Raw genomic sequence first — 22081 nt, 5'->3', positions numbered from 1 at the left:
CCTCCCTTTATCAAAGGGAGGGATTAGATTAAGCCAAAATATCGTTTTTCAATGTGTTCACTAACCGCTGATTTTGCTCATCTGTTCCAATGGTAATACGCAAATACTGATTGATTCTTGGCTTATTGAAGTGACGCACAATAATCCCTTGCGCACGCAGTTTCGCAGCCAATTCACCCGCATCGTGAGTAGCTAAAGTGGTAAAAATAAAATTGGCACTTGAGGGTAAAACCTTAAAACCCATTTCTGTCAATTGAGCAACCAGCTTTTCACGACTTGCAATCACCTTTTGAGTTTGAGCTTCAAAATAAGCTTGATCTTCAAAAGAGGCAACTGCCGCTGCTATTGCAAAGCGATCAATTGGAAATGAATTAAAACTATTTTTCACAACATCAAGTGCAGCAATCAAATGCGGTTGCGCAATAGCAAAACCCACCCGTAATCCAGCTAAAGATCGTGATTTTGATGTGGTTTGACAAACCACTAAATTGTCATATTTTTCTACCAAATCAACAGCTGATTGGGCACCAAAATCGACATAGGCTTCATCAATGACCACAACCGAATCTGGATTGGCTTGAAGGACTTCTTCTATCGCAGATAAACCGAGTGCAATACTGGTCGGCGCATTCGGATTGGTAATGATTATGCCACCATTCGGCTGTTTATAGTCATCGACCACGATTTCAAAATCATTATTTAAAGGCAATATTTTAGTGTTTGCCGATAACCCAAAAAACTGGCTATACACAGGATAAAAACTATAGGTAATATCTGGATATAGAATCGGCTTTTCCTGCACAAAAAAAGCTTTGAAAATATGCGCCAAAACTTCGTCTGAGCCATTACCGACAAACACATGTTCAACTGGAACATGTTGTTGCTTTGCAATCGCTTGTTTTAATGCTGTTGCATCTGGATCTGGATACAAACGCAGCGCATCCGCAGAATTTTCCAATACCGCTTGAACCGCTGCAACCACTTTTGGTGACGGCGGATATGGATTTTCATTGGTATTCAGTTTTAATAAATTTTGGATTTTAGGTTGTTCACCCGGCACATACGGCTGTAATTCCCGTACTTCTGGACTCCAAAAACGCATTTGTTCTGATGTGATCTTTGACATTTTATTTTCTCTTATTTAAAACCCTCACCTAACCTCTCCCACAGGGAGAGGAATCTTCATCTCTTAACAAAATAACTCAGTAAACATCTGATTTTATAATGTAAGTCCTCTTTCCTTTCAGGAGAGGGTTCGGGAGAGGTTTCATAATTTTTAATTACTGATAACGATAACGTGCTGATCTTGCATGTGCATCTAAGTTTTCTTGTTGCGCCAAGATATCTGCAGTTCTCGCCAAAGGTTTTACCCCTTGCTCAGAACACATAATCAAACTCGAACGCTTTTGAAAATCATATACGCCAAGTGGCGATGAAAAACGTGCTGTGCCCGAAGTCGGTAGAACGTGGTTCGGACCTGCACAATAATCACCAATCGCTTCTGGCGTGAAACGTCCCATAAAAATAGCACCCGCATGACGAATCTGTTCAGCCATAACTTCTGCCTCATCTAAGCACAGTTGTAAATGCTCAGGCGCAACTTGGTTAATCAACTCAATCGCTTCTGCACGATCTTTCACTAAAACTAAAGCACCACGATTGGCAATAGACGTACGGGCAATATCTGCTTTTGGCAATTGTTTTAAATGCGCTTCAATGGCTTCAGCTACATCATTTAATAACTGCTCATCTGGACTCATAAATACCGCTTGAGCCACCGTGTCATGTTCAGCTTGTGACAATAAATCCATGGCTAACCATTTTGGATTATTTGCACCTTCTGCATAAACCAAAATTTCCGAAGGTCCTGCAATCATATCGATTCCGACTTGACCAAACACCGCACGTTTTGCCGCAGCAACGAAACGATTTCCAGGTCCTGTGATTTTATCCACACTTGGAATGGTCTCTGTACCATAGGCCAATGCAGCAATCGCTTGCGCTCCACCCATGGTAAATACACGACTCACACCTGCCAAATACGCAGCTGCCAATACCAATGGATTGAGTTCGCCATTTGGAGCAGGAACCACCATAATAATTTCAAGTACGCCTGCCACATGTGCAGGAACAGCGTTCATCAGTACGGACGATGGATAAGACGCTAAGCCACCTGGAACATAAATACCGACACGATCCAATGGCGTTACTTTTTGACCTAAGGTATTGCCCAATGCATCCACATAGCTCCAGCCCTCTTGTTTTTGGGCTTGATGAAATTCACGCACACGATCTGCCGCCATTTCCAAAGCTTCACGCACTTCGGTGCTCAAACCATCAAATGCCGTTTTAAGCTCAGCTTGAGAAATTTCGAGGTCTGAAAATTGATGCGCTGGATGTCGGTCGAACTGTTGAGTCAATTTAAGCACATGGGCATCACCATGCTGACGAACGTCGGCAATGATTTGATCTACGGTTTTTAACAGCTCTGGGTCACTCACAGTTTCAAAAGCCAACAAATCAGCAAAAATTTGTTTGAAATTTTGATCTTGAGTCGATAAACGTCGCATCAATTTATCCACAATAAAATATACGGAAGCTCAAGTTTACCTTGTTTCAAAGCCTTTGTGGTTATGATTATGCTACCAAGTCAATGAGTTTTATTGAAAATAGCGGTTGATTTTATTGATGCATTATCCCGAGTGGTTGTGTTCAATTCTTCTGAAGAATCATGCCAGTTTGAACATGAAATTCATGCAATCCTTCAGCTATCGATATGCTCTAAACATCATCGTTGTTTATTCTGGTAGTGCTGAATGACAATAGATCATTGGGCACTGCAATCTGATAAAACATTGAATACAAAAATAATTCTCTTTTACTTCGCTTTAAGAAAAAAACCGCCCTCACGGACGGTTTGTTTCTAGAACTTAAATCAAATTAAGCTTTTTTGGCTTGTTCACGTGCTTCCACGGCTTGTTCAAGCTGTGCCAGAATTGGATTCAGTAACTGCTGTTTACGCTTAAAGCTTGCCTTGTTCACGATTAAACGTGAAGACACTTTACAAATTTCTTCCAGTGGCTCAAGACCATTGGCACGTAAAGTATTACCCGTATCCACCACGTCAACAATGTAATGACCCAAGCCGACAAGGGGTGCAAGTTCCATTGAACCGTATAACTTGATTACATCGACTTGCTCGCCTAAGCTTGCATAATACTGACGGGTTAAATTCACGTACTTGGTAGCAATTTTTAAACGACCTTTTGGACGTTCCATGCCGACTTTGCCCGCAGTCATCAGTTTACATACCGCAATTTTCAAGTCTAAAGGTTCATAGACATTTTGCGCGCCATGTTCCATCAGTACATCTTTGCCCGCAACACCGATATCTGCCGCACCATTTTCAACGTAAGTCGGTACATCAGAGGCACGTAAAATTAAAATACGCACCTGCTTATGCGTGGTCGGAAAAATCAACTTGCGCGATTTATCAGGATCTTCAAGTAAATTGATCCCTGCTGTTTCAAGTAAAGGTAGCGTTTCTTTTAAAATACGACCTTTACTTAATGCTAAAGTTAAACCATGATCAAAATTGCCCATTACGTCAAAGTTTGGATCATCGTTTCTCATATCGCTCATTAACTTACTCGCTTAATTTGGGCGCCTAAACCTTGTAATTTCGCTTCAATATCTTCATAACCGCGGTCAATATGATAAATACGGTCAATCAATGTTTCGCCCTCAGCTGCAAGTGCTGCAAGAACCAAAGAGAATGAAGCACGTAAATCTGTTGCCATGACAGGTGCGGCAGACAATTTATCCACCCCAGTCACCACTGCATCATTACCTTCAACCTGAATGTTTGCACCCATACGTGATAATTCAGGAACATGCATAAAACGGTTTTCAAAAATCGTTTCAGAAATAGTCGCAAAACCACGACCAATGGTATTCACCGCCATAATCTGTGCTTGCATATCTGTTGGAAATTCTGGATGCGGTAAAGTCTGGAAGCTAACTGCCTTAGGACGCTTACCCATCATATCAAGCTCAATCCAGTCATCACCACGGGTGACTTCAGCACCCATTTCTTCGAATTTATCGAGTACAGCTTCCATGAGGGTTGGATCTGTATGCGTCGTCTTGATTTTACCGCCAGTAATGGCAGCCGCAGCCAAATATGAACCCGTTTCAATACGATCTGCCACTACAGCGTATTCACAGCCATGTAAGCTTTCAACACCTGTAACCACCAAAGTATCTGTATCTAAACCTTCAATTTTTGCGCCCATCTTAATCAACATGTTGGCAAGATCAGTAATTTCAGGTTCACGTGCCGCGTTACGAATGGTGGTCACACCATCAGCCAACACCGCCGCAGTCAAAATATTTTCTGTTCCACCTACAGTCACCATGTCAAAAACTACTTCGCCGCCTTTTAAGCGACCATCGACTTTGGCAAGCACATAACCATTTTCGACTTCAATCTGTGCACCCAAAGCTTCTAAAGCTTTTAAATGCTGATCGACAGGGCGTGAACCAATGGCACAGCCGCCTGGTAAAGATACTTTTGCACTACCATAGCGCGCAAGTAATGGACCAAGCACCAAAATAGATGCACGCATGGTTTTTACAAGTTCATAAGGCGCAAATTGATTGTCGAGCGTTGAAACGTCTGCAATGACTTTTTCGCCTTCATAATTGATCGTGACACCTAAACCACCAATCAATTTAACCAATGTATTGACATCTTTTAAATTAGGCACATTGGTCAAGGTAATCGGTGAATCTGCCAAAATCATGGCAGCCAATAAAGGTAAAGCCGCATTTTTCGCACCCGAAATACGCACTTCCCCTTCAAGTTTTACACCACCAGTAATTAAAAATTTATCCATCTATTGTTAAGCTCCGAAAAGACTAGCTTTGCGCCATTCTTCTTTTGTCATTGCGCGGATAGTCACAGCGTGAACTTCGCCACTTTTAATATAGTCATTGAGCGGAGCATAAACCGACTGTTGACGAGCAACGGTACGTTTAGCCTCAAATTGATCATCTACAATACGGAGGTCAAACTTTCCGCCTTGTCCACTTACGGCAATTTCAGCAGCAGGGAAAGCAGCTTTCAAAATATCAGTGAGCTGTTCACTATTCATTGCAAAGACCTCTCATGGGACGATCGATAGTGTAAAAACCGAGTATTTTACTATAATTGATCAGGTTTATTCAGCAGCTCATACAATTTATCTATAAAAAAAGAGGTTATTCAACCTCTTTTTCTCAATTTCAATTCAATTATGCCTCTAACAGCATCGGTTGAAAGTTCATCTGCATTTTACGATAACGCAATAACTGCTTTTTTATTTTCTCTGTGAGTTTTTTGATCAAGGCATACATATCATCTCCCGTCGCTTGTGCGAAAAACTCTACTCCAGGCAAACGTACAATGGCTTCAGCAATATGGTTGGCACTGCCTTTTTTTGAACGTTTATCGACTTGATGGTCTTTACTGAGTTTTACCTGCATGCTATTCACCTGATCGAGGTGCTTGGTCATTTCGGTAAATTTACAACGAATATTCGCTTCAATAGCAGGAGTAATACTGAGATGATGTCCACGAATTGTTATTTGCATAATCCTATCCCTCGCCTTCTTCAACATGTGAGCAAGTCATAATCGAAAGATTAAAGAGCAGAATATTCACTATAGGAAAAATTCTGAAAAATCATTTATATAATCATTTCGATAAGCCTTGTATAAATAAAAAAGAGATTCATTATTTCGTCATAATGAAGCTCTAGAATAGTCACATTTCAATTTTTAGATCAAGACCTTTCGATCAGAGGATGCAGGAATATGTAACGATTCGCGATATTTTGCGACCGTTCTTCTTGCCACCTCTATACCATCGTCATTGAGCATTTTCGCCAAAGAATTATCTGACAATGGCTTATGGGGATTTTCATCTGAAATCAGTTTTTTGATTTTGGCACGAATGGCCGTAGACGACGCCTCACCACCTGTAGATGTACCCACATGACTTGAAAAGAAATATTTCAGCTCAAATAAACCACGCGGTGTCAGTAAAAATTTATTGGTGGTCACACGCGATACAGTCGATTCATGCAGCTCGACTTCTTCTGCGACATCACGCAGCACCAAAGGTTTCATCCCTTCTGCACCCAACTCCAAAAAATTCAGCTGATGACGCACAATACACGACGCCACCTTTAATAAGGTTTTATGACGCTCATCTACACTTTTAATAAAATTTTTCGCATCTAACATTTGATTTCTAAGATATTGATTGTCTGCGCTTTGGTCGGCACGTTTAATCATATTGGCATAAAAGGAATTAATCCGAAGCTTCGGTAAAACGTCTGGATTTAGTTGGACTAGCCAGGTTTCATTCTTTTTAGACACCACTACATCAGGCACTTGATACTCAGAATCTTTATTTTCAAATGTTAAACCCGGATACGGTTGTAACGATTTTAATAAGGCAATACCGCCTTTAAGCTGCTCAAGCTTCAGTCCTGTTTGCTTAATCAGTTTATTTAAATCATTGGCAATCAAAAGCTCATAATGCTTTAACAACAGTAGCGCTTCTTTTCGGAGTTCAGTTTGAGCTGGGAGTACATCTAATTGTATATAAAGACATTCCACCAAACTGCGTGCACCCACCCCCACTGGCTCTAAACGCTGAATATGCTTGAGTACCACCCTCACTTCATCAACCTCAACCTCTTCTTCTATATTCATTTGTCCTAAAAGGCGTTGCACAGCATCTAATATCTCTTCAACAGATTCCTCCAAAAAACCTTTATCATCCAACCCATCTACGATGCAATAAGCAATCAAACGATCTATTTGAGAAAAATGTAGTAAATTGACTTGTTCCAACACGTGATCTTTTAAACTTGCTTGTACATGATGATTATCTTCACGATCTTCAAACTCAGGCATTTCCATAGCAGATGATTGATGGGTATAGACATCATCCCATTCCGTATCGACAGGTAAATCTTTGGGTAAATGATCTGCATTGAGTTCATGGCTTAAATCCGTCACTGCTTGTTCCTGATGTAATTCTTCTAAACTTTGCGTGAGGTTCTCTTCCTCAACTTTTTCAAGCAAAGGATTACTATCTAATTGCAATTGAACTTCTTGTTCTAGCTCCAAACTTGACAACTGTAATAATCGGATTGCTTGTTGTAATTGAGGGGTCAAGGACAAAGAATTTGAAACTTTGAGTCCTAGTGATAATCTCATAACCATATCCCTCTCTGTTCTAATACGTAAAGCAAAAATCATGCCTAATAATTTTATAACACAAATTTTCTGAAATTGGAAAGCTCACTTTAAGATCGACATCTATTTAAAAAAAATAAAATATATAAAATCAAGTACATTATTTTAATAAATATTTAGTATGGTTTACTTATACTATTTAATCAGAGTCTTAAAATAATATTTTTAAAGCGATGATTATCAATTATAAAAATATACCTTAAAAGTATATCCACCAAATAAATAGCAAATCCTCTATGCAAATCATGTGTTTTCAATGCAATATAAAGCAACTAATGTGAGTCTAAGCTAAAGCAACCAACTCACAAGATATCTTTTTTATTCTTTACTTATTCAGGTTAAGCGTATAAAAATATTGATAGGGCAATTATTAATCATCCACACGGAAATGTGGTATGAATCTTGAATAACCAATAAGTAGATGAAGTTCATCAATACGCTACACCATCAAAATTAGAAATGGAGATTTCACGATGAAGACGTTATCAACAAAAGTACTCGTATCAGCCTTGGGCATTGTTCTTGCTGGGAGTGCTTTTTCTCAAGCTCAAGCTGCAGATACCCTCGCTAAAATCAAAACGTCTGGCAAAGTGGTGATTGGATATCGTGAGTCATCTGACCCGATCTCCTATATCGTAGGCGGTAAGCCAATGGGTTATGCGATTGATATTTGTAATAATTTTTCAAATACACTAAAGAAAGATTTAAAACTTCCGAACTTAAAAGTTGAATATAAAGCAGTTACTTCATCCACTCGTATTCCCGAAATGCTTGCAGGCAATATTGACATGGAATGCGGTACGACCACCAACTCCATTCAACGCCAACAACAAGTCAGCTTCTCAACCAACTACTATGCAACAGAAGTGCGTATGGCGGTTAAAGCTAACTCACCTGTAAAAAATATTGCTGACTTAAATGGTAAAGCGGTAGTAACTACACAAGGTACTACTTCGGACAAATACATCAAAATGGGTGAGAAAGGCGAAAAAATTAACGTCAACAATGTTTACGGTAAAGACCACTCAGATTCATTTGCGATGGTGGCTTCAGGTCGTGCAGCTGCATTCGTTATGGATGACAACATTCTTGCAGGACTCATTGCCAAATCTTCAAACCCAAAAGACTTTAGAATTGTTGGTCCAGTGCTGTCTTCAGAACCTTATGGCATCATGATTCCTAAAGGCGATGCAGCCTATAAAAAAGTTGCAGACCGTGTAGTAACAGGCATGTGGAAAAACGGACAAATGGCAGCACTCTATAAAAAATGGTTCTTGTCACCAATTCCACCACGTAACTTAAACCTCAATATGCCAATGAGTACGTCTTACAACAAACTTAAAGCAAGTCCAAATGATGCTGGCATCAAATAAATAAAGCCTTCAAGCATGAGGTTAAAGTATTCACTTTAACCTCATTTTTTTAATTCAAATATTAACCAGGAGCACACATGTCAGTTGGCTCACTTAATTGGACTTCATTTTGCTTAGCCTCCAACGAATACAGTTTAGATAAAGCCACTTGGGCGGAATCTATTTGTAAAGTGATTGGTGGTGAAAGTTATTCTCCTGTCGCAGATGCACCGACGTGGTTACAACTCTTAGGTTCAGGTGTCTGGACTATGGTGTGGACTGCTGTACTCGCTTTTATCATTGCGTTTACCTTAGGTTCTCTCATTGGCATTATGCGTACACTTCCCAACAAATTCTTAGCTTTCATTGGCACCTGTTATGTCGAGCTTTTTCGAAATATTCCACTCATTGTACAATTGTTCTTTTGGGCATTTGTATTTCCAGAACTACTACCAGTTAGCTTAAGCACCGGCAGTGGGGAAATGGTCAACGGAGGATGGTGGCAAAATATTCTCAATGACAATCCTGCCATTATTGGGGTATTTGCATTAGGTCTATATACCGCAGCACGTATTGCTGAACAAATTCGCGCAGGTATTAATACCGTATCTCAAGGTCAAAAAAATGCCGCTTTTGCGATTGGTTTAACCCAAAACCAAAGTTACCGTTATGTGATTTTACCGGTGGCTTATCGTATCGTTTGGCCAACACTGACTTCAGAAGCCATGAACGTGTTTAAGAACTCTGCGGTTTTATTTGCACTCAGTGTGCTAAATTTCTTTGCTTATACCAAAACAATGCGTGAAGAAACCTCACAAGACATTGTTATTCTGATTCTTTCTACACCTGTATATTTGGTCATCACCTATTGCATTAAGTATTTAATGGCATGGGTCGAAAAGCGTATGGCCGTACCAGGTCTTGGCTCAGGAGGTAAATAAGCATGGATTTTAGTATTTTACAAAATGAAGATGTCCTTGCCACCCTTCTTGCAGGCTTCAAATTTACGATTACGGTCACGGTACTCTCTATTATCGGTGGAATTCTCATTGGTACTCCACTGGCCATGATGCGATTATCCAACAGTAAAATTGCCAGTGGGTTTGCCAGATTTTATGTGGACTTTTTCCGTGGTGTACCGCTAATTCAAGTCATCTTCATTTTCTACTTTTTATTACCGAAGTTTTTCGACTTCCAATATGACACGTATTACGGACCACTCTTCTCAAGTGTGGTCACATTTGCCATTTTCGAAGCGGCTTTTTTCTCAGAAATCGTGCGCTCAGGCATTCAATCGGTCTCTAAAGGTCAAGTCAATGCGGGTTATGCGCTCGGATTTACTTACAGACAAACCATGTCTTTCGTGGTGCTACCGCAAGCCTTTCGCAATATGTTGCCCATCATTTTGACTCAATCGATCGTACTTTTCCAAGACGTATCTTTAGTCTATGTGATTAGTGCACCAGACTTCTTGGGCAATGCCAACACACTTGCTAATACCTATGGTTCTGAAACCAAAGCTGTTTTCTATCTCGTCGTGGCAGTCGTTTATTTCTGTATTTCATTTGCGCTATCACGTTTAGTGAAGCGTTTACATCAAAAAATAGCCATCATTCGATAAGGAGAATCTAAATGCCAATGATAGAAATCAATAATGTCTCTAAATGGTATGGGGATTTTCAGGTACTTACTGATTGCTCAACCAATATCGAAAAAGGTGAAGTGGTTGTCGTCTGTGGGCCTTCAGGTTCAGGAAAATCAACCCTCATTAAAACGGTAAATGCTTTAGAGCCGTTTCAACAAGGCAATATCGTGGTAAATGGCATCCCCTTAAAGGACTCTAAAACAGATTTGGCCAAATTTCGCTCTCGCGTGGGTATGGTGTTTCAGCATTTTGAACTGTTTCCACATATGACTGTGCTTGAGAACCTAACCATTGGTCAACTGAAAGTACTGAATCGTTCTAAAGATGAGGCAAAAAAGAAAGCGCTCCAGTATTTAGATCGTGTCGGTTTAACTGCGCATAAAGATAAATTTCCAGGTCAGCTATCCGGTGGCCAGCAGCAGCGTGTCGCAATTGCCCGTGGCTTATGCATGGATCCCGTCTGTATGTTATTTGATGAACCCACTTCCGCACTTGACCCAGAAATGGTCGGTGAAGTTTTAGAGGTCATGACTCAACTTGCCAAAGAAGGGATGACCATGATGTGCGTAACCCATGAAATGGGCTTTGCACGTAAAGTATCGAGCCGTGTGATCTTTATGGATCAAGGGAAAATTTTGGAAGATTGTCCGACCAATGATTTCTTTAACAAACCTGAAGAACGTCATGAACGCACGAAGCTGTTTTTAGATAAGATTTCTGCGGTGCATTAATTTAAATACCCCAACTCAAGTTGGGGTTATTATCTATTAGAATAATAAAAGTCTTATTTGATGAAATACTTAAATTTATAAATTCAGCGAAAGCATCAGTTTTAAGATCCTATATTTTCTAATTAGCATAGTTTTAAATTAAATTCTGATCACTCATCGCACTCATACGTTTAAATAAAATCTCCTTTTCACTAAATTGACTTAGAACTAACAATTATTTTAATTTTCTAAATACAACTGTATTGCTGGAATAGGGTAAGATAATTTTGGCATTACTATACTAAGCCATGACATTAATTCAAATAAGGTATTTTCACCAGTGGGATTTGTTATATGTAATCCAGCTAAAGAAACTCTATTACTCCTCCACTAAATCATTTAAATATGGATGATATTCATTAGACTTCTTTCATAAGTCATTTTTTATTCAGCTCCATGTTGTAAATTCCAGCAATTAAATTGAATCTTAAGCCCAGTCTTTTTCCACGGTTACGATATCGCTCAGCAAGAATTTTGAAAGTTTTCAAACTACCAAATATATGCTCAATGCCAATTCTCCTTTTATTGATTTCTTGATTATACATTTTTAGCTCAGGATCCAGTTTGCAGCGCTTTTTTGCTTTTAATGGCAATAGGCTATTCGCATATACTGCATAAATCCCTTGATAGCCTTTATCTGCAAGAATGAAGGCACCTATAGGAATCTGATTCAAGTTACGTTTGAAGAGTTCAAAATCATGTACAGCACCACGACTCGTGCATAAACTTAGAATTTTCTGAGTCTTATAATGAATGATGGCTTGAACTTTGAAAGTATGTGCCTTCTTCTTCCCACTATAGCTTTTCTTCTGTTTTTTTAGGCCTTTGTATTGTAATTTCTGTGGCATCTACGATCACCACATTCCAATCAATGCCTTCGCCTTCTGGCAAATCCTTTGGTAAATTAAATAAATTCGACTTGATGAGGCAGTCCTCTACGTGGCGGACGATTCTTGAAGCTGTAGGCTCTGAAACACCATAACTTGTTGCGACATGGAACAATGTTCGGTATTCACGCCAATAACTTAAGCATAGAAGGATTTGATCTTCTATGCTCAATTTAGGTGGTCTGCCTTTGGCAGGAACATGCATATTAAGTTGCTCAACCATTAAATAAAAGGTTGACCATGAGATGCCTGTATATCGCTTGAACTGTGTTTCAGAAAGCTTTTTTGAATCGATGTATTTCATTCAAAGATTATGCATGATTATTGAAGAGGCTTTGGTACAAATAATCGGCAAAAGATTGATTATTTTTTGATTTATGAAAGAGATCTATTAGTTATAATTATATCTAGTTGTGTTGATTGTATTCCATTTATTCCAATAGACTGGCCCTCTCCCACTCTATTAAAGGATAGTAAATAGGATTTTAGAAAATCTCTTACAATTGCTTCAGCTGTTGCCCCTCTGTTTCAATTATGAGAAAAAGTTTCCCTAATTTCTTTCAAATTTAATTACATTTTTTTTGAATTAAATCAAATTTTTTCTTAAACATTCTATCTAATCTTTTAACAGTGTTTTTTTATATCTTAGATTCTCAAACGAAGTGCAACAGAGATTAATTTTAGGTAGGAAGTAAAATGAGATAGCATTCTGCTTCCAGACCGACCAAAGTCAAAGTTGCATCATGAACTATACTCATCTTACCCAAGAAGAAAGATATCAGATTTATACATTACTACGCGAAGGTTTTTCTACGCGTCATATTGCCCTCAGATTGGCTCGTGCTCCCTCTACAATTTGTAGAGAGATCAAACGTAATCGTAATAGAAATGGCTACTTTGCTAAACATGCTCATAAACTGGCTAAAAGACGCCATATCTCGAATCATAGAACTGTAAGTTCCTCCCTATTGCAACAGATCGAAAGCTATCTTGCTTTGCAATGGAGTCCCGAACAAATCGCTTCTCACGTAGCTATCAGTATGCATTCAATCTATCGATATATTCAGCAAGATAAACTCAAAGGAGGCAGTCTTTATCTTCATTTACGTTTTAGAAATCAACGAAAAAGAAAGTATGGACAACCAGAAACTCGTGGGATGCTCAGTAACCGTAAAAGCATTCACGATAGGCCACACATCATTGAGAAGCGATCACGTTTTGGTGATTTAGAAATAGATACGATTGTGGGCAAAAATCAGCAGCAGTCTTTAGTTTCAATTGTAGATAGGAAAACAGGCTATCTTTGGTTAAAGAAATGTAGCACTCGCAAGAGTCAGGCGGTTTGTGAAGCCACTGTTGACTTGCTGGCTCCAATCAAAGAGAAGTTAAAGACGATTACTGCTGATAATGGCAAGGAATTTAGCCTACATGAACAAATCGCGAATGAACTGGAAATAGAATTCTACTTTGCAGATCCTTACAGTGCATGGCAGAGAGGCACAAATGAGAATACGAATGGTCTGATCAGGCAATACATCAGAAAAGGAAGTGATCTAAATAACTACACGGATGAATATATTTCAGAGATTACTAAGCGTTTGAATCATCGCCCAAGAAAAAGACTCGGATTTAAAAGTCCGAGTCAGGTATTACTCCAAGAACATGGTGTTGCACTTCAAGTGCTAATCTAAGTATTATATATTCTATGCGTAAAAAAACACCCCCTTCATCATTAAGATGAAGGGGGTGTTTTAGGAATTAATGAGCTGGCGATGACTTACTCTCACATGGGTAACCCCACACTACCATCAGCGCGAAGAGGTTTCACTTCTGAGTTCGGGAAGGGATCAGGTGGTTCACTCTTGCTATTGTCGCCAGCACAACTGTTTATGGATACTTGCATTGGTCTTATTTAGATGCCAAGGCGTTCTACCAAAAGAGTTATTAACAGAATAATATTTGAGTTGCAGTTTAGGTACTTGCGATTACTAAATCAAGGTTTTTGTATCAATTAGATCAACAACACCAACTGTTTGGGTGTTGTATAGTCAAGCCTCACGAGTAATTAGTATTGGTCAGCTTCACATATCACTATGCTTCCACATCCAACCTATCAACGTTGTAGTCTTCAACGGCTCTTTAGAGGACATATAGTCCTAGGGAAATCTAATCTTGAGGTAGGCTTCCCGCTTAGATGCTTTCAGCGGTTATCCCTTCCGAACATAGCTACCCGGCGATGCGACTGGCGTCACAACCGGTACACCAGAGGTTCGTCCACTCTGGTCCTCTCGTACTAGGAGCAGATCCTCTCAAATTTCCAACGCCCACGGTAGATAGGGACCGAACTGTCTCACGACGTTCTAAACCCAGCTCGCGTACCTCTTTAAATGGCGAACAGCCATACCCTTGGGACCTGCTTCAGCCCCAGGATGAGATGAGCCGACATCGAGGTGCCAAACACCGCCGTCGATATGAACTCTTGGGCGGTATCAGCCTGTTATCCCCAGAGTACCTTTTATCCGTTGAGCGATGGCCCTTCCATACAGAACCACCGGATCACTAAGACCTACTTTCGTACCTGCTCGACTTGTGGGTCTCGCAGTTAAGCGCGCTTTTGCCTTTATACTCTACGCGTGATTTCCGACCACGCTGAGCGCACCTTCGTACTCCTCCGTTACTCTTTAGGAGGAGACCGCCCCAGTCAAACTACCCACCAGACATGGTCCTCGCTCCAGATTATGGAGCAGAGTTAGAACCTCAATATTACCAGGGTGGTATTTCAAGATTGGCTCCACTTGAACTAGCGTCCAAGTTTCAAAGCCTCCCACCTATCCTACACAAGTAAGATCAAAGTTCAATGTCAAGCTGCAGTAAAGGTTCACGGGGTCTTTCCGTCTAGCCGCGGGTACACCGCATCTTCACGGCGAATTCGATTTCACTGAGTCTCTGCTGGAGACAGCGCCCCCATCATTATGCCATTCGTGCAGGTCGGAACTTACCCGACAAGGAATTTCGCTACCTTAGGACCGTTATAGTTACGGCCGCCGTTTACTGGGGCTTCGATCAAGAGCTTCGCTTACGCTAACCCCATCAATTAACCTTCCAGCACCGGGCAGGCATCACACCCTATACGTCCACTTTCGTGTTTGCAGAGTGCTATGTTTTTAATAAACAGTTGCAGGGGCCTGGTTTCTGTGGCTATCAATAGCTCAGGAAGTAAATTCCATCACCGTCGACAGCGTACCTTCTCCCGAAGTTACGGTACCATTTTGCCTAGTTCCTTCAGCAGAGTTCTCTCAAGCGCTTTGGTCTACTCGACCTGACCACCTGTGTCGGTTTAGGGTACGATTCCTGTGTAACTGAAGCTTAGAGACTTTTCCTGGAAGTATGGTATCAGCCACTTCGCTAATAAATTAGCTTGCTATCAGTTCTCAGCATAGAGCACCCCGGATTTGCCTAAGATGCATGCCTACTACCTTTCACCTGGACAACCAACGCCAGGCTGACTTAACCTTCTCCGTCCTCTCATCGCATTACACAGAAGTATTGGAATATTAACCAATTTCCCATCGACTACGCCTCTCGGCCTCGCCTTAGGGGTCGACTCACCCAGCCCCGATTAACGTTGGACTGGAACCCTTGGTCTTTCAGCGAACGAGTTTTTCACTCGTTTTGTCGTTACTCACGTCAGCATTCGCACTTCTGATACCTCCAGCAGACTTCTCAATCCACCTTCATCGGCTTACAGAACGCTCCCCTACCACTTGCAATAAATTGCAAATCCGCAGCTTCGGCATATAGTTTTAGCCCCGTTACATCTTCCGCGCAGGCCGACTCGACTAGTGAGCTATTACGCTTTCTTTAAAGGATGGCTGCTTCTAAGCCAACCTCCTAGCTGTCTATGCCTTCCCACATCGTTTCCCACTTAACTATAATTTTGGGGCCTTAGCTGGCGGTCTGGATTGTTTTCCTCTTGACTACGGACGTTAGCACCCGCAGTCTGTCTCCCGGATAGTACTCATTGGTATTCGGAGTTTGCATCGGTTTGGTAAGTCGGGATGACCCCCTAGCCGAAACAGTGCTCTACCCCCAATGGTATTCGTCCGAGGCGCTACCTAAATAGCTTTCGGGGAGAACCAGCTATCACCAGGCTTGATTAGCCTTTCACCCCTATCCACAAGTCATCCCCTGGCTTTTCAACGACAGTGGGTTCGGTCCTCCAGTTAGTGTTACCCAACCTTCAACCTGCTCATGGATAGATCGCCTGGTTTCGGGTCTACACCCAGCAACTAAACGCCCTATTAAGACTCGATTTCTCTACGGCTCCCCTATTCGGTTAACCTTGCTACTGAATGTAAGTCGCTGACCCATTATACAAAAGGTACGCAGTCACCGGACTCAATGCCGGCTCCCACTGCTTGTATGCATGCGGTTTCAGGATCTATTTCACTCCCCTCACAGGGGTTCTTTTCGCCTTTCCCTCACGGTACTGGTTCACTATCGGTCAGTCAGGAGTATTTAGCCTTGGAGGATGGTCCCCCCATATTCAGACAAGGTTTCACGTGCCCCGCCCTACTCGACATCATCATATAAGCCCTTTCGTGTACAGGACTATCACCCACTACGGTTGCACTTCCCAGAGCATTCCACTAGAACTTATATGACTTAATGGGCTTTTCCCCGTTCGCTCGCCGCTACTAAGGGAATCTCAATTGATTTCTTTTCCTAAGGGTACTGAGATGTTTCACTTCCCCTCGTTCGCCTTGCAACACTATGTATTCATGTTGCAATACCTACCTTATGGTAAGTGGGTTTCCCCATTCAGAAATCTCCGGATCACAGGATATTTGCCGCCTCCCCGGAGCTTATCGCAGGCTATTACGTCTTTCATCGCCTCTGACTGCCAAGGCATCCACCACATGCACTTAATTACTTGACTATACAACCCCAAACAGTCGTAGTACTTTACAAGCAGTACTAGGACAGAAGTCACTTACGTTACTTCATACAGTTCGTTGTTTCGTGTATTTAAACACTATATAGCTTCAATCTAATTCATATACCAAAACGCTTGATTCAGTTAATCGCTAGTTTCTCATCACTTCACTTTCATTCAATCGTTTCACTTGCGTGTAACAATTCAATGTCAATTTAGTTCTGAGCCTTAAACAATTTATTTCAACTCAAATATATTCTGTTAATGATTGCTCTAGCCTTCGTCAGGTCTAGAAACTGTGATAAATCACAGAGATTACCAAGTCCGCATATCTTAATGCTTGTACTTGTTAATCTCTATAAGCTATCTAGCTGTTTGCTTGTTTTGCATTCGAACATCGCTTCGTTTGATTAAAGCCTGCGCGAAGCATAGCTTCTTGCTTTAAATTTCAAGGAAAAGCATGCTTTTCTTGTCTTGAAATTTGGTGGAGACTAACGGAGTCGAACCGTTGACCTCCTGCGTGCAAAGCAGGCGCTCTACCAACTAAGCTAAGTCCCCAGCTTATCATATAGATTCGATATATCTTCTTATCCTTCACTCCGATGAATTGCTTCATCTTCGTTCGTTAGATTGGTGGGTCTGACAAGATTTGAACTTGTGACCCCACGCTTATCAAGCGTGTGCTCTAACCAACTGAGCTACAGACCCTCAGATACATCTTCATGAAGAACAACTTGTTGTGGATTCTTACCGATCGTCAATCTTTCGTTAAGGAGGTGATCCAGCCGCAGGTTCCCCTACGGCTACCTTGTTACGACTTCACCCCAGTCATCGGCCACACCGTGGTAAGCGTCCCCCCTAAGGTTAGACTACCTACTTCTGGTGCAACAAACTCCCATGGTGTGACGGGCGGTGTGTACAAGGCCCGGGAACGTATTCACCGCGGCATTCTGATCCGCGATTACTAGCGATTCCGACTTCATGGAGTCGAGTTGCAGACTCCAATCCGGACTACGATCGGCTTTTTGAGATTAGCATCCTATCGCTAGGTAGCAACCCTTTGTACCGACCATTGTAGCACGTGTGTAGCCCTGGTCGTAAGGGCCATGATGACTTGACGTCGTCCCCGCCTTCCTCCAGTTTGTCACTGGCAGTATCCTTAAAGTTCCCGGCTTAACCCGCTGGCAAATAAGGAAAAGGGTTGCGCTCGTTGCGGGACTTAACCCAACATCTCACGACACGAGCTGACGACAGCCATGCAGCACCTGTATCAGAGTTCCCGAAGGCACCAATCCATCTCTGGAAAGTTCTCTGTATGTCAAGACCAGGTAAGGTTCTTCGCGTTGCATCGAATTAAACCACATGCTCCACCGCTTGTGCGGGCCCCCGTCAATTCATTTGAGTTTTAGTCTTGCGACCGTACTCCCCAGGCGGTCTACTTATCGCGTTAGCTGCGCCACTAAAGTCTCAAAGACCCCAACGGCTAGTAGACATCGTTTACGGCATGGACTACCAGGGTATCTAATCCTGTTTGCTCCCCATGCTTTCGTACCTCAGTGTCAGTATTAGGCCAGATGGCTGCCTTCGCCATCGGTATTCCTCCAGATCTCTACGCATTTCACCGCTACACCTGGAATTCTACCATCCTCTCCCATACTCTAGCCAACCAGTATCGAATGCAATTCCTAAGTTAAGCTCAGGGATTTCACATTTGACTTAATTGGCCACCTACGCACGCTTTACGCCCAGTAAATCCGATTAACGCTTGCACCCTCTGTATTACCGCGGCTGCTGGCACAGAGTTAGCCGGTGCTTATTCTGCGAGTAACGTCCACTATCTCAGAGTATTAATCCAAGTAGCCTCCTCCTCGCTTAAAGTGCTTTACAACCAAAAGGCCTTCTTCACACACGCGGCATGGCTGGATCAGGGTTCCCCCCATTGTCCAATATTCCCCACTGCTGCCTCCCGTAGGAGTCTGGGCCGTGTCTCAGTCCCAGTGTGGCGGATCATCCTCTCAGACCCGCTACAGATCGTCGCCTTGGTAGGCCTTTACCCCACCAACTAGCTAATCCGACTTAGGCTCATCTATTAGCGCAAGGTCCGAAGATCCCCTGCTTTCCCCCGTAGGGCGTATGCGGTATTAGCAGTCGTTTCCAACTGTTGTCCCCCACTAATAGGCAGATTCCTAAGTATTACTCACCCGTCCGCCGCTAAGTTAGGTAGCAAGCTACCTTCCCCCGCTCGACTTGCATGTGTTAAGCCTGCCGCCAGCGTTCAATCTGAGCCATGATCAAACTCTTCAGTTTAATATTGCTTAGTACCTTAAAGGGTACCAATCTTGGCTCATCAATCTTCTGACAAATATTTCTCAAATAAACTTCGAGTAATTTCTACCAGTAAATCAATGAAAATAATTTCGATCGATCAATCAGTAAAAATCCACACAAGTTGTTCTTCATAATCTCTTAATGATCTTCTTGTTGGTTCGTCACCAGCAAGCTAGGTCGGCTATACTACTCTCTTTCGAAGAATAGTCAACAGGTTTTGCTAATTATTTTTTAACTCGTTCAATAAACTTAAATTTAACCACTTGGACTAAGCTATTGTTTATCAACAAGTTTTAATCAACATCACCGCCGATGGATGTGCATTCTACAGCATTTCTAACGCCATACAACCCCCTTTCTCAATTATTTTTAAATATATCCAACGAGTGGTTGTTCTGTGTACAAAATCGGTGCGTTTTTATAATAATGAGTTATTTTTTAAGCTATTTAAATTTGTTATTATTGTTTAGAATAAACAAATTCACATTAATTAGAATATATTAACGAAATGGCATTTTTTATTTTTAAAAAATCGATATGTCTGGGGGTACTGCTTGGTTTATGCAGTCTTTCGCATGCCAATTCGACTCATAATATATATATGATGACCTTATCCATCCTCAGCTATGTAAAATGGGATAACCCAACACCCAAGCTCTGTGTGGTAGACAATATTGCCGCATCAGAATTATTTAAAAAAACTTTCTTACAACAACATACGCGTTTTCAAGTCAGCGCCATTCAAGCGCAAGATTTGAGTTTCGAAAAATGTGATGCAGTGTTTTTTAGTCAAACCACACCTTTAGTTGAACAAAAGCTGATTTCGAGCTCTATTAATCACTCTGTGCTGTCTTTTAGTACAAGTAATAAGGAATGTGAGATTGGCAGCATTTTTTGCTTACATATTTCAAAATCTGGAAATACCCAATTTAAAGTCAATTTAGATAGCCTCACCAAAGCCAAAATTCATATTGACCCTCGCGTCTTACTCCTAGCACAAAGTTCGGAGTAGACCTATGATGAGCAGATATTTCGGTTTAAGTTCACTTCAGTCATTATTTCGCAGATCCCAATTTACGATTTTTGCGATTACCTTTCTTATTTGTACACTTACCTTTACCTCAATTTCTGTTTTAACGGTGAAGTCTTATGCCAAACAAAATTTAGAGCTGATCAGTCGAACTGTTTCAGAACGCGTGCAACCTGCCTTGGTGTTTCAAGACCAAAGTACATTGTCTTCTATTATTCACGAGTACACCTTACAACATTCAGTAAGACTGATTGAAGTGAATGATTCAAAAGGTAAACAAATTGCGAAAAGTGTAAAGACCATAGAACACTATTCAACACTTCAAAATATGTTTGATCAGCTGTTTTTCAAATTACCCATTAAAGTCACGGTCAAACATCATGATCGAGAGGTTGGCGAAGTGCTCCTTTATGGGAGCTCTAAGGACATCACCCTATTTATTATTAAAATATTATGTGCCCTACTTTTAGGGATGCTATTCATGTTATTTGCGCTGTGGTGGTCGGTCAGTGCGACATATCAACATATTATGCGCTCAATCTCACCGATTATTCAGATCGCACAATTGGTCAGTAGCCAAAAAGCCTATAACTTACGTTTTCCAGAGAATAATATTAAAGAATTCAATCATCTCAATAGCGCATTCAATCAGTTATTGGGCGAAATTCAATCTTGGCATACGCATTTACAAAGTGAAAATTCGCAATTGTCTTATCAGGTTCAACATGATGACCTAACTAAGCTTCCGAATCGTAACTATTTTTATCAAATGCTGTGTGATGCTTATGATAATGAAAACACCCGCAATCAAGCTGCATTGATTTTCATTGATAATAATAATTTCAAAGCCATTAATGATAAATATGGACACTTGGTTGGTGATGAAGTGTTAAAAGAAACAGCCAAGCGACTGAAACAAAATACCCGCCAAAATGATTTTGTAGCACGTTTAAGTGGCGATGAATTTGCCATTATTTTAAAATCTATCCATCAAGCAGAGCATTTGGTCTCTATTGCTGAAAACTTAATCAAATGCTGCGATGAACCTTTAAATTATAAAGGTCAAGACATCCATTTTAGCTTTAGTCTAGGGATTGCAATTGCCAAAGAGGCACAAAGCCCAGAAGACTTTATTTCACATGCTGACCAAGCCATGTATAAAGCAAAAACCCTCAAACATCATTGGTTTATTTATCAAAATTAACACTGACAGGTTTTCGTATGCTCAATAACAAGATCAAATTTCTTTTTGTGGGATTCATTTGTCTAACACTGTCTGGCTGTTTAGGTTTTGGATCACTCAATTACAAACAAGTTAAAATGTTAAAACAACAAGGTTTTGTCTTAACTGAGGAAGGATGGAGCTTAGGTCTTCCTGAGCGTTTGTTGTTTGAATTTGATCAATCTGAAATTTCTAGCCAAAACCTAACACAATTAACTCGTCTAGCAACGCAATTACACAAATACAAATTAAATAAAGTTCGTATTGTGGGACATGCTGATGATATGGGCAATCCAAATTATAATTTAATATTATCCGAAAAACGTGCTAAAAATGTGGCACAAGTATTTATTATCAATCAATTTTCACCTCAAAATGTTCAAGTGATTGGCCGCGGTTCATCACAACCACTCAACACCAACAATTCAAATGAAGCACGTGCTGAAAATCGACGCGTTTCCGTGATCATCACACCTTAAATAAAGTATAAAAAGATCTCCAACGAGATCTTTTTTTGGATCTAATTTTATGATCACTGAATTTTAGACATAAAAAAACCGCTTTTAAGCGGATTGTCTATTCTAAACTGTTTAATATAAA

Annotated in this window: 17 protein-coding genes, 2 tRNA genes, 3 rRNA genes and 1 pseudogene; 8 read left to right on the top strand and 15 right to left on the bottom strand. The window is 40.9% G+C overall.

Annotated elements, in window-relative coordinates; translation table 11 throughout:
- Positions 1-28 precede the first annotated feature (28 nt).
- From hisC to AMD27_RS03315, 7 genes are all read right to left on the bottom strand, one after another.
- Positions 29-1126 (bottom strand): histidinol-phosphate transaminase, encoded by a 1098-nt coding sequence (hisC, locus tag AMD27_RS03345; protein ID WP_067656307.1) that lies wholly within the window; start codon positions 1124-1126, stop codon positions 29-31.
- A 154-nt stretch (positions 1127-1280) separates the two neighbouring features.
- Positions 1281-2582 (bottom strand): histidinol dehydrogenase, encoded by a 1302-nt coding sequence (gene hisD, locus AMD27_RS03340; protein ID WP_171254766.1) that lies wholly within the window; start codon positions 2580-2582, stop codon positions 1281-1283.
- 358 nt (positions 2583-2940) lie between these two features.
- A complete protein-coding gene (hisG, locus tag AMD27_RS03335; RefSeq protein ID WP_067656302.1) occupies positions 2941-3642 on the bottom strand; it encodes an ATP phosphoribosyltransferase in 702 nt (233 codons plus the stop codon).
- A complete protein-coding gene (gene murA, locus AMD27_RS03330; protein WP_067656301.1) occupies positions 3642-4898 on the bottom strand; it encodes a UDP-N-acetylglucosamine 1-carboxyvinyltransferase in 1257 nt (418 codons plus the stop codon). The genes hisG and murA overlap by 1 nt, the downstream gene beginning before the upstream one ends.
- Positions 4899-4904: 6 nt before the next feature.
- Positions 4905-5156, bottom strand: coding sequence for a BolA family iron metabolism protein IbaG (gene ibaG / locus AMD27_RS03325; RefSeq protein WP_067656300.1), 252 nt, complete (start codon positions 5154-5156; stop codon positions 4905-4907).
- 139 nt (positions 5157-5295) lie between these two features.
- The gene (gene hpf, locus AMD27_RS03320; RefSeq protein WP_067656298.1) at positions 5296-5634 is read right to left on the bottom strand and encodes a ribosome hibernation-promoting factor, HPF/YfiA family; all 339 of its coding nucleotides are present in this window, start codon (positions 5632-5634) and stop codon (positions 5296-5298) included.
- A 186-nt stretch (positions 5635-5820) separates the two neighbouring features.
- Positions 5821-7272, bottom strand: coding sequence for an RNA polymerase factor sigma-54 (locus AMD27_RS03315; RefSeq protein ID WP_067656296.1), 1452 nt, complete (start codon positions 7270-7272; stop codon positions 5821-5823).
- A gap of 512 nt (positions 7273-7784) precedes the next feature.
- Here AMD27_RS03315 and AMD27_RS03310 point away from each other — a divergent pair.
- The 4 genes from AMD27_RS03310 to AMD27_RS03295 all read left to right on the top strand — a co-directional run bounded on the left by AMD27_RS03310 (position 7785) and on the right by AMD27_RS03295 (position 11039).
- Complete coding sequence (locus AMD27_RS03310) at positions 7785-8684, top strand: amino acid ABC transporter substrate-binding protein (RefSeq protein ID WP_067656294.1); 900 nt, start codon at positions 7785-7787, stop codon at positions 8682-8684.
- 77 nt (positions 8685-8761) lie between these two features.
- Positions 8762-9604: an amino acid ABC transporter permease gene (locus tag AMD27_RS03305; RefSeq protein ID WP_067656292.1), complete on the top strand. Its 843-nt coding sequence runs from the start codon at positions 8762-8764 to the stop codon at positions 9602-9604.
- 2 nt (positions 9605-9606) lie between these two features.
- The gene (locus AMD27_RS03300) at positions 9607-10284 is read left to right on the top strand and encodes an amino acid ABC transporter permease (protein WP_067656289.1); all 678 of its coding nucleotides are present in this window, start codon (positions 9607-9609) and stop codon (positions 10282-10284) included.
- Between the two features lie 11 nt (positions 10285-10295).
- Complete coding sequence (locus AMD27_RS03295) at positions 10296-11039, top strand: amino acid ABC transporter ATP-binding protein (RefSeq protein WP_067656286.1); 744 nt, start codon at positions 10296-10298, stop codon at positions 11037-11039.
- 416 nt (positions 11040-11455) lie between these two features.
- Here the strand turns inward: AMD27_RS03295 and AMD27_RS03290 are convergent, their stop codons facing one another.
- The 3 genes and pseudogenes from AMD27_RS03290 to AMD27_RS19355 form a co-directional block, all read right to left on the bottom strand.
- The gene (locus tag AMD27_RS03290) at positions 11456-11926 is read right to left on the bottom strand and encodes a transposase family protein (RefSeq protein ID WP_067655823.1); all 471 of its coding nucleotides are present in this window, start codon (positions 11924-11926) and stop codon (positions 11456-11458) included.
- A complete protein-coding gene (locus AMD27_RS03285; RefSeq protein ID WP_067655826.1) occupies positions 11874-12269 on the bottom strand; it encodes a transposase family protein in 396 nt (131 codons plus the stop codon). Before AMD27_RS03285 ends, AMD27_RS03290 begins: the two co-directional genes overlap by 53 nt.
- Positions 12270-12340: 71 nt before the next feature.
- Positions 12341-12478: pseudogene (locus tag AMD27_RS19355) on the bottom strand (hypothetical protein); the annotation flags it as partial.
- 230 nt (positions 12479-12708) lie between these two features.
- Between AMD27_RS19355 and AMD27_RS03280 the strand changes: the two are divergent.
- The gene (locus AMD27_RS03280; RefSeq protein WP_067656902.1) at positions 12709-13656 is read left to right on the top strand and encodes an IS30 family transposase; all 948 of its coding nucleotides are present in this window, start codon (positions 12709-12711) and stop codon (positions 13654-13656) included.
- Positions 13657-13729: 73 nt separating this feature from the next.
- Here the strand turns inward: AMD27_RS03280 and rrf are convergent.
- From rrf to AMD27_RS03255, 5 genes are all read right to left on the bottom strand, one after another.
- A 5S ribosomal RNA gene (gene rrf, locus AMD27_RS03275) occupies positions 13730-13844 on the bottom strand.
- Positions 13845-14009: 165 nt separating this feature from the next.
- Positions 14010-16904, bottom strand: a 23S ribosomal RNA gene (locus AMD27_RS03270).
- A 479-nt stretch (positions 16905-17383) separates the two neighbouring features.
- Positions 17384-17459, bottom strand: a tRNA-Ala gene (locus AMD27_RS03265).
- 73 nt (positions 17460-17532) lie between these two features.
- Positions 17533-17609 (bottom strand) — tRNA-Ile (locus tag AMD27_RS03260).
- A gap of 61 nt (positions 17610-17670) precedes the next feature.
- Positions 17671-19208, bottom strand: a 16S ribosomal RNA gene (locus AMD27_RS03255).
- The 16S, 23S and 5S rRNA genes sit together here with 2 tRNA genes alongside, the layout of an rRNA operon.
- A gap of 622 nt (positions 19209-19830) precedes the next feature.
- Between AMD27_RS03255 and AMD27_RS03250 the strand changes: the two genes are divergently transcribed.
- The 3 genes from AMD27_RS03250 to AMD27_RS03240 are packed head-to-tail and all read left to right on the top strand — an operon-like array spanning position 19831 to position 21960.
- Positions 19831-20241 (top strand): YfiR family protein, encoded by a 411-nt coding sequence (locus tag AMD27_RS03250; protein ID WP_228140696.1) that lies wholly within the window; start codon positions 19831-19833, stop codon positions 20239-20241.
- 4 nt (positions 20242-20245) lie between these two features.
- On the top strand, positions 20246-21463 hold the full coding sequence (locus tag AMD27_RS03245) for a diguanylate cyclase domain-containing protein (RefSeq protein ID WP_067656282.1): 1218 nt from the start codon (positions 20246-20248) through the stop codon (positions 21461-21463).
- A gap of 17 nt (positions 21464-21480) precedes the next feature.
- Positions 21481-21960 carry an OmpA family protein gene (locus tag AMD27_RS03240; RefSeq protein ID WP_067662738.1) on the top strand — a complete coding sequence of 160 codons (480 nt, stop codon included), beginning with the start codon at positions 21481-21483 and terminating at the stop codon, positions 21958-21960.
- Positions 21961-22081: the final 121 nt, after the last annotated feature.

This window comes from Acinetobacter sp. TGL-Y2, from assembly GCF_001612555.1.
Lineage (GTDB): Bacteria > Pseudomonadota > Gammaproteobacteria > Pseudomonadales > Moraxellaceae > Acinetobacter.
This window is presented reverse-complemented; position numbering and strand designations above follow the sequence as displayed.

Bases quoted from the DNA above. Each gene is read 5' to 3' on its own strand.
- AMD27_RS03285 (WP_067655826.1), bottom strand. From the start codon at position 12,269: ATGAAATACATCGATTCAAAAAAGCTTTCTGAAACACAGTTCAAGCGA.
- AMD27_RS03315 (WP_067656296.1), bottom strand. From the start codon at position 7,272: ATGAGATTATCACTAGGACTCAAAGTTTCAAATTCTTTGTCCTTGACC.
- hisC (WP_067656307.1), bottom strand. From the start codon at position 1,126: ATGTCAAAGATCACATCAGAACAAATGCGTTTTTGGAGTCCAGAAGTA.
- AMD27_RS03250 (WP_228140696.1), top strand. From the start codon at position 19,831: ATGATGACCTTATCCATCCTCAGCTATGTAAAATGGGATAACCCAACA.
- AMD27_RS03240 (WP_067662738.1), top strand. From the start codon at position 21,481: ATGCTCAATAACAAGATCAAATTTCTTTTTGTGGGATTCATTTGTCTA.
- AMD27_RS03300 (WP_067656289.1), top strand. From the start codon at position 9,607: ATGGATTTTAGTATTTTACAAAATGAAGATGTCCTTGCCACCCTTCTT.
- AMD27_RS03245 (WP_067656282.1), top strand. From the start codon at position 20,246: ATGATGAGCAGATATTTCGGTTTAAGTTCACTTCAGTCATTATTTCGC.
- AMD27_RS03280 (WP_067656902.1), top strand. From the start codon at position 12,709: ATGAACTATACTCATCTTACCCAAGAAGAAAGATATCAGATTTATACA.
- AMD27_RS03305 (WP_067656292.1), top strand. From the start codon at position 8,762: ATGTCAGTTGGCTCACTTAATTGGACTTCATTTTGCTTAGCCTCCAAC.
- hpf (WP_067656298.1), bottom strand. From the start codon at position 5,634: ATGCAAATAACAATTCGTGGACATCATCTCAGTATTACTCCTGCTATT.
- ibaG (WP_067656300.1), bottom strand. From the start codon at position 5,156: ATGAATAGTGAACAGCTCACTGATATTTTGAAAGCTGCTTTCCCTGCT.
- AMD27_RS03290 (WP_067655823.1), bottom strand. From the start codon at position 11,926: ATGCCACAGAAATTACAATACAAAGGCCTAAAAAAACAGAAGAAAAGC.
- AMD27_RS03295 (WP_067656286.1), top strand. From the start codon at position 10,296: ATGCCAATGATAGAAATCAATAATGTCTCTAAATGGTATGGGGATTTT.
- hisG (WP_067656302.1), bottom strand. From the start codon at position 3,642: ATGAGCGATATGAGAAACGATGATCCAAACTTTGACGTAATGGGCAAT.
- murA (WP_067656301.1), bottom strand. From the start codon at position 4,898: ATGGATAAATTTTTAATTACTGGTGGTGTAAAACTTGAAGGGGAAGTG.
- AMD27_RS03310 (WP_067656294.1), top strand. From the start codon at position 7,785: ATGAAGACGTTATCAACAAAAGTACTCGTATCAGCCTTGGGCATTGTT.